This is a genomic window from Enterobacter adelaidei (assembly GCF_041937165.1).
Classification (GTDB): Bacteria; Pseudomonadota; Gammaproteobacteria; order Enterobacterales; family Enterobacteriaceae; genus Enterobacter; species Enterobacter adelaidei.
The window spans coordinates 2,418,678-2,430,530 of record NZ_CP154353.1 but is presented as its reverse complement, the minus strand read 5'-3'; the positions used below and the strand labels follow the sequence as shown (position 1 = coordinate 2,430,530).

General features: G+C 55.9%; 9 protein-coding genes. 7 read left to right on the top strand and 2 right to left on the bottom strand.

The window, feature by feature from the left end; translation table 11 throughout:
* The first annotated feature begins 97 nt into the window (after nt 1-97).
* The 7 genes from ydcS (at nt 98) to AAHF05_RS11775 (ending at nt 6,662) form a co-directional block, all read left to right on the top strand.
* Entirely contained in the window at nt 98-1,243 is a 1,146-nt protein-coding gene (gene ydcS / locus AAHF05_RS11805; RefSeq protein WP_129325164.1) for a putative ABC transporter substrate-binding protein YdcS, read from the top strand.
* 17 nt (nt 1,244-1,260) lie between these two features.
* The gene (locus AAHF05_RS11800) at nt 1,261-2,274 is read left to right on the top strand and encodes an ABC transporter ATP-binding protein (protein WP_374936328.1); all 1,014 of its coding nucleotides are present in this window, start codon (nt 1,261-1,263) and stop codon (nt 2,272-2,274) included.
* Nucleotide 2,275: 1 nt separating this feature from the next.
* Nucleotides 2,276-3,220 (top strand): ABC transporter permease, encoded by a 945-nt coding sequence (locus AAHF05_RS11795; protein ID WP_332616630.1) that lies wholly within the window; start codon nt 2,276-2,278, stop codon nt 3,218-3,220.
* Nucleotides 3,210-4,016, top strand: coding sequence for an ABC transporter permease (locus tag AAHF05_RS11790; RefSeq protein WP_129325162.1), 807 nt, complete (start codon nt 3,210-3,212; stop codon nt 4,014-4,016). The genes AAHF05_RS11795 and AAHF05_RS11790 overlap by 11 nt, the downstream gene beginning before the upstream one ends.
* A gap of 24 nt (nt 4,017-4,040) precedes the next feature.
* Nucleotides 4,041-5,465, top strand: coding sequence for an aminobutyraldehyde dehydrogenase (gene patD, locus AAHF05_RS11785; RefSeq protein WP_129325161.1), 1,425 nt, complete (start codon nt 4,041-4,043; stop codon nt 5,463-5,465).
* A 181-nt stretch (nt 5,466-5,646) separates the two neighbouring features.
* Nucleotides 5,647-5,820 (top strand): GhoT/OrtT family toxin, encoded by a 174-nt coding sequence (locus AAHF05_RS11780; protein WP_013096478.1) that lies wholly within the window; start codon nt 5,647-5,649, stop codon nt 5,818-5,820.
* A gap of 86 nt (nt 5,821-5,906) precedes the next feature.
* A complete protein-coding gene (locus AAHF05_RS11775) occupies nt 5,907-6,662 on the top strand; it encodes an alpha/beta fold hydrolase (RefSeq protein WP_129325160.1) in 756 nt (251 codons plus the stop codon).
* Nucleotides 6,663-6,693: 31 nt separating this feature from the next.
* On the opposite strand, the gene AAHF05_RS11770 is transcribed toward AAHF05_RS11775, so the two are convergent.
* Together AAHF05_RS11770 and AAHF05_RS11765 are read right to left on the bottom strand one after the other, a co-directional pair.
* A complete protein-coding gene (locus tag AAHF05_RS11770) occupies nt 6,694-8,871 on the bottom strand; it encodes a virulence factor SrfC family protein (protein WP_129325159.1) in 2,178 nt (725 codons plus the stop codon).
* A complete protein-coding gene (locus AAHF05_RS11765) occupies nt 8,868-11,849 on the bottom strand; it encodes a virulence factor SrfB (protein ID WP_129325158.1) in 2,982 nt (993 codons plus the stop codon). The genes AAHF05_RS11770 and AAHF05_RS11765 overlap by 4 nt, the downstream gene beginning before the upstream one ends.
* Nucleotides 11,850-11,853: the final 4 nt, after the last annotated feature.

The following is an 11,853-nucleotide window of genomic DNA, read 5'->3' as shown; positions in this document are numbered from 1 at the left end:
CGCACGGTGCGGCGCATTTACGCGGTCTACGTTTAATAAGGGAGATATTTTTACGGCACGGCTGCCGCTAAATTCCATTGCGACAGGAGTAACCCTTATGAGCAAAAAATTTGCCCGCAGCAGCCTGTGTGCGCTCGGCATGACTATCATGACAGCGCAAGCCGCAGAATCACCAAAGGCTATCGGTGACGGGGAAGGACGACTGGATATTATTGCCTGGCCGGGATACATCGAACGAGGACAGACGGATAAAAATTATGACTGGGTCACCCAGTTTGAAAAAGAGACCGGATGCGCGGTCAACGTCAAAACGGCGGCCACGTCGGATGAGATGGTGAGCCTGATGGCGAAAGGGGGATACGACCTGGTCACCGCGTCGGGTGATGCTTCCCTGCGCCTGATCATGGGCAAACGCGTGCAGCCCATTAATCCCGACCTCATTCCCAACTGGAAAACCCTCGATTCACGGATTGTGAAAGGAGAATGGTTTAACGTAGGTGGCAAAGTCTACGGCACTCCCTATCAGTGGGGGCCAAACCTGCTGATGTACAACACCAAAACCTTCCCGACACCGCCGGATAGCTGGGGCGTGGTCTTTAACAAACAGGATCTCCCGGACGGTAAAACCAATCAGGGGCGTGTGCAGGCGTATGACGGCCCGATTTACATCGCCGATGCCGCGCTGTTTGTCAAAGCTACTCAACCGCAACTGGGTATTACCGACCCGTACCAGCTCACGGAGAAACAGTATGCCGCCGTACTCAAGGTGCTTCGCGATCAGCACGCCTTGATCCACCGTTACTGGCATGACACGACCGTACAAATGAGTGACTTCAAAAATGAAGGCGTCGTCGCCTCCAGCGCCTGGCCTTATCAGGCGAATGCCCTGAAAGCCGAGAACCAGCCGATTGCCACCGTCTTCCCGAAGGAAGGGGTTACTGGCTGGGCGGATACCACCATGCTTCACGCGCAGGCAAAACATCCGATGTGCGCCTACAAATGGATGAACTGGTCGCTGACACCGAAGGTGCAGGGCGATCTGGCGGCATGGTTTGGCTCACTGCCTGTGGTTCCTGAAGGGTGTAAAGCCAGTACGTTGCTGGGTGATAAAGGTTGCGAAACAAACGGATATAACGAGTTCGACAAAATCATGTTCTGGAAAACCCCTATCGCTGAAGGCGGCAAATACGTGCCATATAGTCGCTGGACGCAGGATTACATCGCCATCATGGGCGGCCGTTAATCGCCCGGGAGCAGAACATGACGTATGCCGTAGAGTTTAATAACGTTTCTCGTCTGTACGGCGAGGTACGGGCGGTGGATGGGGTCACCATTGCGATTCGTGACGGAGAGTTTTTCTCCATGCTGGGGCCTTCGGGCTCCGGCAAAACCACCTGCCTGCGTCTGATTGCCGGTTTTGAACAGCTCTCAGGCGGCACGATCGCTATCTTTGGCAAAGAGGCGAGCGAACTTCCTCCGTGGGAACGGGATGTGAACACCGTATTCCAGGACTATGCGTTGTTCCCGCATATGTCGATCCTCGATAATGTCGCCTACGGGTTGATGGTCAAAGGTGTCGACAAGAAAAAACGCCATGCACAGGCCCGGGATGCCCTGGAAAAAGTGGGCTTAAGCTTTGCCGTAGCCCGTAAGCCCTCACAACTTTCTGGCGGTCAGCGCCAGCGCGTTGCTATTGCACGTGCGCTGGTCAATGAACCACGCGTCTTGCTGCTGGACGAACCTTTAGGCGCACTTGACCTCAAATTGCGCGAGCAGATGCAGTTCGAGCTGAAGAAGCTTCAGCAGGAACTGGGTATCACCTTTATTTTTGTCACCCACGATCAGGGCGAAGCCCTTTCCATGTCAGACCGGGTGGCGGTGTTCAATAACGGACGTATTGAGCAGGTCGATACACCCCGCGATCTCTACATGCGCCCGCGCACCCCGTTTGCGGCCGGTTTCGTCGGCACCTCCAACGTCTTTGATGCTGGCCTTGCGCAGAAAGTCTGTGGTCTGGAAGGCACTTACTCGCTACGTCCTGAGCATATTCGCCTCAATGAGAGCGGTGAAGTTCAGGTTCAGGGCGTCGTGCAGGCGGTACAGTATCAGGGGGCGGCAACACGTCTGGAGCTCAAACTCGCTGATGGGGCAAAACTGCTGGTGAGCCAGGCCAATCTTAGTGATATCACGATGCTGAGTGGCGTTGAGCCGGGGCAGGCAGTGATGGCGTCGTGGTCACGGGATGCCATGATCCGTCTGTCTGAGGAGAGGTGAAATGGATATGAGTGTCGCTCATCCTCCCGCACCACGCAGCCGCTTAAGCCGCATAACGGCTCTGTTCTGGCGAAAGCCATCGCTCGGCTTGTTCCTACTCCTGCTTGCTCCGCTGATGTGGTTTGGCATCGTCTACTTAGGTTCGCTCCTTACCCTGCTGTGGCAGGGATTTTACACCTTTGACGACTTCACCATGGCGGTGACGCCAGATCTGACGCTGGCTAACATCCAGGCGCTCTTCAACCCGGCAAACTACGATATCATCCTGCGTACGCTGATGATGGCAATCGCGGTCACCATTGCCAGCGCAATCCTGGCATTCCCGATGGCCTGGTATATGGCGCGTTATACCAGCGGTAAGTGGAAAGCATTCTTCTATATCGCGGTGATGCTGCCGATGTGGGCGAGCTATATTGTTAAGGCGTACGCCTGGACTTTACTGCTGGCGAAGGATGGCGTGGCGCAATGGTTTCTCAGCCATATGGGGCTGGAGCCGATCCTGACCTCAATGCTGACGCTACCGGCGATTGGCGGAAACACGTTGTCCACCTCAGGGCTGGGGCGGTTTCTGGTCTTCGTCTACATCTGGTTGCCGTTTATGATCCTGCCCGTACAGGCGGCGCTGGAACGGTTGCCCGCTTCTTTACTGCAGGCCTCGGCCGATCTGGGTGCGCGTCCCCGTCAGACCTTTCGTTATGTCGTTTTACCGCTGGCGATCCCGGGTATTGCCGCAGGGTCAATATTCACCTTTTCCCTGACGCTGGGGGATTTCATTGTTCCGCAACTGGTGGGGCCGCCGGGCTATTTCATCGGGAACATGGTCTATTCTCAGCAGGGGGCGATCGGCAATATGCCCATGGCCGCGGCGTTTACTCTGGTTCCCATCGTGCTTATTTCTCTCTATCTGGCGTTCGTGAAACGTCTGGGAGCATTCGATGCACTCTGAACGCGCACCGTTGTTCCTGAAAGTGGCAGCGTGGGGAGGGGTAATCTTCCTGCACTTCCCGCTGCTGATTATTGCGACCTATGCCTTTAACACCGAAGACGCTGCGTTCAGTTTCCCGCCACAAGGGTTGACGCTGAAGTGGTTTAGCGTGGCGGCAGGGCGCAGCGATATTATTGAATCCGTGACGTTGTCACTTCAAATTGCCGCCTTATCAACCGCAATCGCCCTCGTGCTTGGCACGCTTGCTGCAGCGGCACTGTGGCGCAGTGAGTTTTTCGGCAAAAACGCGATCTCATTGTTGTTGCTGTTGCCGATTGCGCTACCGGGGATCATCACCGGTCTGGCGCTACTGACAGCATTTAAGGCTATCAACCTCGAACCGGGATTTTTCACCATCGTGGTCGGACACGCCACCTTCTGTGTGGTGGTGGTATTTAACAACGTGATTGCCCGGTTCAGACGTACCTCCTGGAGTCTGGTTGAGGCGTCGATGGATCTGGGGGCTGACGGCTGGCAGACCTTCCGGTATGTCGTGCTGCCCAATCTGGGCTCAGCGCTATTGGCCGGGGGCATGCTGGCGTTTGCGCTGTCGTTCGACGAGATTATCGTCACAACATTTACCGCGGGACACGAGCGTACGTTACCGCTGTGGTTACTCAATCAGCTCGGGCGTCCACGCGACGTGCCGGTCACCAACGTCGTTGCACTGTTGGTGATGCTGGTGACGACCATCCCCATTCTGGGAGCCTGGTGGCTAACCCGCGACGGCGAGAACATTGCCGGTAGCGGGAAATAACTTTAATTTCAACAGGATAATGCTATGCAAAAACATCTGCTGATAAAGGGTGAACTGGTTGCCGGAGAAGGAGAAAAACAGCCGGTTTATAACCCTGCCACCGGAGAGGTACTGCTGGAGATTGCTGAAGCCTCGCCTGCTCAGGTTGATGCGGCCGTTCAGGCTGCGGATCGTGCTTTCAGCGACTGGGGGCAAACCACGCCTAAAGCGCGTGCTGAGTGCCTGCTGAAACTGGCTGATGTCATTGAGGCGCATGGTGAAGAGTTTGCCCGGCTTGAGTCTCTTAACTGTGGTAAGCCGCTGCACTGTGTTCTGGGTGATGAAATTCCGGCCGTCGTCGACGTTTTTCGTTTCTTTGCCGGGGCTGCGCGTTGCCTGAACGGGCTGGCCGCCGGAGAATATCTTGGTGGCCACACCTCGATGATCCGTCGCGACCCGATTGGTGTTGTCGCCTCTATCGCACCGTGGAACTACCCGCTGATGATGGCTGCATGGAAGCTGGCACCTGCGCTGGCGGCCGGTAACTGTGTGGTGATCAAACCCTCTGAAATTACGCCGCTGACAGCCTTAAAACTGGCAGAACTGGCGAAGGATATCTTCCCGGCAGGCGTTCTGAACGTGCTGTTTGGTCGAGGTAAAACGGTAGGTGATCCGCTGACCGGACATGAAAAAGTGCGTATGGTCTCACTGACCGGTTCGATTGCCACCGGGGAACATATCATCGGGCATACCGCGTCTTCGATTAAGCGCACCCACATGGAGTTGGGGGGCAAAGCGCCGGTTATCGTCTTTGATGATGCCGATCTCGATGCCGTTGTCGAAGGTGTTCGTACTTTCGGTTTCTACAATGCCGGACAAGACTGTACGGCAGCCTGCCGTATTTATGCCCAGAAGGGGATTTATGCCCGGCTTGTTGAAAAACTGGGGGCAGCAGTAGCCAGCCTCAAAATGGGTGCCCCGGAGGATGCCTCTACCGAGCTTGGGCCGCTCAGTTCGTCCGCCCATCTTTCACGGGTCTGTAAAGCTGTTGATGAGGCGAAAGCGCTCGGCCATATCCGCGTTGTCACGGGAGGCAGTAAAAAAGAGGGGACGGGCTACTACTTCCAGCCAACCCTGCTGGCGGGTGCAAAACAGGAAGATGCCATTGTTCAGCGAGAAGTGTTTGGTCCGGTGGTGAGCGTGACCGAGTTTGACGATGAAGCGCAGGTGCTGGCATGGGCTAACGACTCGCAATATGGCCTGGCATCATCGGTCTGGACCAAAGATGTGGGGCGGGCCCATCGCCTGAGTGCGCGCCTGCAGTACGGATGTACCTGGGTTAACACCCACTTTATGCTGGTGAGCGAAATGCCACATGGCGGCATGAAATTGTCCGGATACGGAAAAGATATGTCGGTTTACGGGCTTGAGGATTATACGGTTGTCCGGCACGTTATGATTAAACACTGACCATCATGCCCGGTCGCTTGCGCGGCCGGGTGTACTCTCATTTCGCCACGAATGTTGCGTAAAATACCCAATTGTTATTAGCCATAATTTTTAAGTGGTTATTCTGTAACGAAAAAACTTGATCTGTATCAACATATGACGCATATTGCGTGCGGTTATTTTTTCGGCTCTGGTATACAGAATGACGTTGTATCAAAAGATGTTGGTTTTTTATGCAATCATGGCTTCCATCTGCGCATTAATTACCTGGTTCCTCTCTAAAGACCGTAAACGTATACGCCTGCTGAGTGCTTTTCTGGTGGGATCTACTTGGCCAATGAGCTTTCCCGTTGCGCTGCTGGTCTCGCTTTTCTGAAGCTCGCTTCCAGTTTTAAAAGATGAACATAGCATTCCAGATGTGATGACTGTATAAATACACAGTGCATCATAAAAGGAGTGCTTATGAACAGTTTTTACTCGCAACAGGCTGGTTGCACTGTGCGCTGGCATGATTTGCCCGGTGCTGACGATCCCGTCGTCTTCATTCACGGGTTGGGTTGCGCCTCTTCCTATGAATATCCCCGAGTCGTTCGTGATCCATCATTTGGCGCGCGCAGAGCCATTCTTATTGATTTGCCAGGCAGCGGTTATAGCAATAAGCCTGAGCACTACAGCTACAAAACCACTGACCAGGCGCACGTTGTGGCGGAACTGATTGACCATCTTAAACTGAATGCCTTCTGGCTCTATGGTCACAGCATGGGTGGCAGCATTGCTATCGAAGCAGCGGGGCTGCTGGCACCGCGCGTCAGAGGATTGATGGTGTCAGAACCCAATTTTCACGCAGGTGGCGGAATGTTCAGCCGGTCTATTGCAGCGCAAACCGAGCAACAGTTTCTGGAACAGGGTTATGGTGCCATGCTCAGCACAGAAACGACGGCGTGGGCGGGGTGCCTGCAGAGTAATGCCCCTTATGCCGTGTGGCGGGGCGCATCAAGCCTGGTGGAAGGTATGGAACCCGAATGGGAAGCACAATTCCTGTCTCTGACCTGCCCGGTGACGTTGATTTTCGGCGAGCTGTCGCTGCCGGATAACGATGTGGATAATCTGAAGCAGAAGGGCGTTGAAGTGAAAATCATCCCAGCAGCCGGGCATTCAATGTCCTGGGAAAACCCGTCCGCGCTGGCACAGGCATTAGCAGAATGCGTGGCAGCGTGATAATAGCCCGCATTGCTGCGGGCTAAAAAGATCAGCGCAATAATGCCTGCAGCGCCTGACGAGAGGCGGGCTGAACATCATGCGGATGCTGGTAATCAATGTTCTCTATCGCCCGGCTATAGAGCGCAACCAGCCAGTCGTAAACATACGCGGTAGCCGCATGTACGGGCTGTTCCCCCAGTCGGGTCAGACGAGGCTCCGCGCTACTCACCACCGGCGTGACAAAGATGGCCTGCCCCTTACGGATGCGGCTTGCCGGACGTGCTGTAACAGGTGTCTGGTCGTAACCCAACCAGCCAACAAAGTTACCCATCACAGCATGGAGTTGTGCGGCGCTACTTTTATCCGTTTCAACAATGCGCTGAAGTTGCTGAGGCAGGTTAAGCCGGTAGCTGGTTACCACCAGAACATCTGCGATTTGCTGCAACACTCCGGGCTCCAGTCCAAGACGGGCTGCCGTGGCCTCATTGCGGCTCCATTGACGCAGATGATTTATCCACACTCGGTGTGCCAGACGCGCTTTGTCTTTGGTCTGGAACATGCCGGTACTTTCCTGTGCGTTATCGGCAAACAGGTCAATGGAATCCGTAAACAACCCGTTAACCTGCTCCTCACGGGGTTGCTGAACGGCCAGCAGGGTTTCAAAGGCTTTAAGCGGCGGCAGAAGACCCTCCAGCAGTTCACCGTGGCGGGCGGCGCAGCCCTGAAGGGTTCGCACCATACTTTCTGCACGGGTTCGTCTGGCACCGGGGGCCTCAACCAGCGGTGCCAGATAGCTTTGCATCAGAGACGAAAGCTCCTGCCGCAGCAAGTTTTTCAGCGTACTAAGACGCTTCTGCCGCTGGGCAGGTAATGTAGCCTGAGACAACCACTCGATCACGCGCTGCATGCTGTGGCTGTCAAGTGCCTGGAGGGTGCCCCAGCGCAAACCCGGTTTACCGAGCAGATGCTGCACGGCTTCATCGAGATTCTGCCGGGTGGTAAAACGAGCGTCATGAGGGGTGATTGCCCACACCAGACCCGGCAGGGCAGATTCTTCAGCAGGCTGTGTCTCTTTAACCCAGTTCATTAACACTTTTGCTTTTTTGGCCGTCTGCTCGTGCTGTGCGGTCGCATTGCAAATAACCAGAACATCTGGCTGTAGCTGTTGACGGTAGTGCTCAAGCAGCCACTGTGATTTAGCCTGGTGTAACGGATCGGCATTATTTTCTTCAAATACAGGAATATCAATAATATCGACATTATCCAGGGCACTGTTCTCAACCGGTAACACCAGCTCGCGGGTCAGGAAGGCAAGCACATCGACGGGGATGCTGATGGCATTGAGCATCTCACCGTTATTCAGTGGATGAAGCAGCGTCTCCTGCGCTTCCTGAAGGGTTAACGTGCCGTCGTGCGTCAGGAACCCTTCACCGGGCAGGCCAAAGCTATCCACCAGTAGGCTAAGCGGCGCGGCAAGTTCGCTGGCATGGCTGGTCTGATGCAGCACATGGGCGAGTTTTAACCACTGCTGGGTCAACTCCTGTTGCTCACCCCACAACAGTGACCAGACGCTGGCTCTCGTGCTGAGATCAAGGGAGGGGACCAGTTGGGCAAACTGGTGCCACAGGGCATCATCAATTTGCTGTTTTGCGGCGGGTACCGTGTTCTGCCAGAAGCGGGCAATTGCCCCGACTTCCTGAGACGTGATGCCAGGCACGCCCTGCGGCTGACGCAGACCGCGCCATTTTTCCAGGCGCGTCTCAATGACGGCTTTATCCACGGCGCGCATCTGCGGGTGCTGCGTCGTGCGGGCAATAAACAGCTGTACCAGTTCGGCCTCGGTGATCAGACTCAGACGCAGAGGAAACGCCTCATCAACGACATTTGCATGTTCCCGGGTGAAGCGGACGGCCATGTTTGTCAGGGCATGTCCCGGATTGATATGGGAAAAATAGTCAAAGGTGCGCTGGCCCGGTGTCACGTTCAGGCGTCCGTTGCCGCTACCGCACAGAGACAAAAGCAGGTGCGCTTTTGCACTCTGAGAATGACCGTAAAGCCCAATGCTGCTCTGGCGAGTCAGGGCATGTTCAATGGCTTGTTCCCGCGCCTGCACCGCGTTGATGCGAGCAAGCAGGGCGTCGGCATCGTTATCCAGCACCGGGGCGTTCAGGCGCGTCTCATTAATCCACCCGATTAAGGCCTGAGTGGTGGTCGTCGTCACTGTCATTTCAGGTATACGCTCCCGCTGTCGATCCAGTAGTGGCTACCGCTATGACGGCGATCGGCCAGAGTATTCAGTTTGAAGGTTAACGCGTCAGGGGCGACCGGGGTGCCGTCCTGGAGCCAGGCATCGCTCAGTTCGAAGGACTCCGGGCCTTCCTGCTTGCTGCCACCGCAGAGTTTAAGCCGCACGTTCAGCACGCCATCACCCGCAATCGCTTTGGCCAGTTCAGCCGAGTTGATGCTAAGTGTATAGAGCGGAGTGGCCGGCCAGCGTGCGTTTGCCAGCTGGCGGAAGCCGAGGGTGACGTTACCGCGCAGCGGGAAGTGCAGACGCGCATCGAGTTTCGCACCGGGTTTATCGAGATCGATATCCTGATACCAGACGTTCTCTTCGCGCAGGGTGTTGACCGTATTATCCAGCACACCCAGATACCGCACGGTTGAATACGCACCAATATCTGCTGCCTTAAAGTTAAAGCGCGGCAGACGCAGATCAAGCGCCAGGCTGCAAAGCATCGCACCCACGGCGGCTGTTGATTTGGGGTTGCCAATGCGGCCCTGCTGGCTGAACGGATACCACTCATGAACCTGATACTTATCCAGCCAGACGATGCGATTGACCGGAACCGGCTGCAGGTGACGAATCAGTGCCTGAACGCCAGGCAGGCAGCCAGGACGCCCGGTGATCAGCAAAATATCGCAGCTGTAATGGGAAATCGCCTCACATACTGCATGGAGCGGCGAAGCCAGCGTAAACTGACCAGCCAGCATTGCATCCTGCATCTCACGGAAATTCACGTGCAGCGGAACGGTGAACAGATCGAACGTTTCAGAACCCGCAGGCAGGGCATGATCGATCGCCTGTTGCAGATAATTCATCACATTGCGGGTCGGTTTCTGCGGCAGGAGATCGCCAAAGGTGGCATGCAGGCCAGCCAGCGGATCGTCAATATCGCTCGATTCCCACGCGGCAAGAATGGCATGACCAATCGGCATAAAGAGCTGAAGCGCCGTTTGCTGGCGCAATACTGCCTGGGTGTCAATTCGGCCGGAGTCACCGAAGAGTGAAGCCATCAGCAGCGAGGCATCCGCAATCCCCGATTTCTGCAGTTGCGTTTGCAGGGCGGGTAGTACATAGCGCTGAATCACATCAAGCAGGGTATCGTCACCCGCGACTTTAAACCCTTCACGGAACAGCAGCTGCGGCGTGATTTTAACGTTGTTACCCGAGCCATCATCAAGCTGATAATGGGTGATCGCCATATCTGTTGTGCCGCCACCAATGTCGATGGACGCGACGCGCAGTGAACGCCCCGGCTGAGCGCCAGGCTCAGGTTCACGATCCGGGCGGGCGAGGGAGGCAAAGAACGCCTCAGTCTGGCCGCCAAAACGAGAAATGGCTTCGTTATACAACCAGACCAGTTGACCGCAGCTGGCTTCATCCCACTCCATCTGGATTTCAGGAACCGGCACCACACTTTTTTCCTGCTGTTTACGGGTCGCAAAATCTTCATCCTGCGGGTGCCATCCCATTGCTTTCCAGACAATGGCGATCGCTTCGAACATGCGACGACGGAAAATCTCCCGCTCCTGCTTTGGCATGGCCGACGGCAGGGTAAGGATCAGGGTACGTAACTGGCGCGGAGATGCCGGGAAGCCCAGACGCAAGCGCGTGGCGACGCTATTGATCTGCCCCAGAGCCTGTGCCAGCAGCTCGCACAACATGTGTGTCATCAGCGTGCTACGGCTGTACTGCGGTGAGAAGACTGGCAGTCGCTCGTCCTGCGGCAGCGTAAAGAGCGGCTCACCGTCATCGTTCATCAGGTTCATCAGCGGAAACGCGGTAGCCAGAGGTTCACGCTGGGTTTTGCTGTTCATCTGGCTAAAGCGCCAGTCCTGTACCACCGGTGTTTCATCCCAGAGGTAGCGACGCGGGCTGGAGATGCCGCTGTTACCTTCGGTTCCCAGGCGCTGGGTAGCCAGTTTCCGTGCTTCATCGCCGACGCGGACAATCGACGGCCAGACAAAGGCATCTTCGCGACCGCTTTCAACCGAGAAGTGCTGCTTGCCAAAACGCGCTTCTGAGAACTCCAGGCGGCTGGTGAACAAGGGTTCATTGAGGAATTGTGGCTCGCTCAACGAACGTACCTGCAGCTCGGCAGTCTGGCGCAGACCATCGTTCGCATCCCCGTGGTCTTCAATAATCACGCCGCAGGTATGGGTATTGCCCACATCGAGGATCAGGTCGACCGGAATGGCAGGGGTACTGAGCGTATGAGTGACAAATTTCACTTCCGGCACGGTAAGCTGCTCACCGAGCATGGTCAGCAGGTTGAGCCAGTGTGCCTGATATTCAAAACTACGCATCGCCTGTTGCAGGTCACGTTCAGAGCGGTTTTCAACACCGTCGGCATACTGGGTAAATGCCTCACGCAGCCAGCCGTCAATCCAGGTCTGGTCGAGGAAACTTTCCACTTCGTTATCCCGCCAGGCCAGAGCGAAGCGGGTTCCGTTCAGAATGTCGTTTTCGACCGGGGACAGCGCGGACGTGGCATGTTCGGCAATCTGGCTGTCAAGCGCGAGGGTCACGCGGTGCGTATTGCCTGCCGTGTCGGGTTTATCAAGCTTGCGAACCTGAACGCGAGCCCAGTTATCCGGGCCGTCAACAAAGGTCCGTGGCGGGTTAAAGCGCAGGAACGGAACAGGAAGCCAGACACCATCAAGGACCGCCAGCGACTGATGCAGCGCAATGGTGGTTTCCGGTTTCACCACTTCAGGCTGCCCGCCGTTCAACCCGGGCAGAGTATAACGCCCGTTCACCAGGTCGAAATCGAGACGCAGAAGCGGGCCGTTCGCGGTTTTACGTACGAAGCGCCCGTTGCTGGCGGTGTCCTGCGGCGTCAGGCCGAAATCAAGGAACTGCACGCCGCTGTTAGCGATAAGCGTGACGCTTTGTTTATAGTCGCAAAGATTTACCAGCATAGGA

Bases quoted from the DNA above. Each gene is read 5' to 3' on its own strand.
- ydcS (WP_129325164.1), top strand. From the start codon at position 98: ATGAGCAAAAAATTTGCCCGCAGCAGCCTGTGTGCGCTCGGCATGACT.
- AAHF05_RS11800 (WP_374936328.1), top strand. From the start codon at position 1,261: ATGACGTATGCCGTAGAGTTTAATAACGTTTCTCGTCTGTACGGCGAG.
- AAHF05_RS11795 (WP_332616630.1), top strand. From the start codon at position 2,276: ATGGATATGAGTGTCGCTCATCCTCCCGCACCACGCAGCCGCTTAAGC.
- AAHF05_RS11790 (WP_129325162.1), top strand. From the start codon at position 3,210: ATGCACTCTGAACGCGCACCGTTGTTCCTGAAAGTGGCAGCGTGGGGA.
- patD (WP_129325161.1), top strand. From the start codon at position 4,041: ATGCAAAAACATCTGCTGATAAAGGGTGAACTGGTTGCCGGAGAAGGA.
- AAHF05_RS11780 (WP_013096478.1), top strand. From the start codon at position 5,647: ATGACGTTGTATCAAAAGATGTTGGTTTTTTATGCAATCATGGCTTCC.
- AAHF05_RS11775 (WP_129325160.1), top strand. From the start codon at position 5,907: ATGAACAGTTTTTACTCGCAACAGGCTGGTTGCACTGTGCGCTGGCAT.
- AAHF05_RS11770 (WP_129325159.1), bottom strand. From the start codon at position 8,871: ATGACAGTGACGACGACCACCACTCAGGCCTTAATCGGGTGGATTAAT.
- AAHF05_RS11765 (WP_129325158.1), bottom strand. From the start codon at position 11,849: ATGCTGGTAAATCTTTGCGACTATAAACAAAGCGTCACGCTTATCGCT.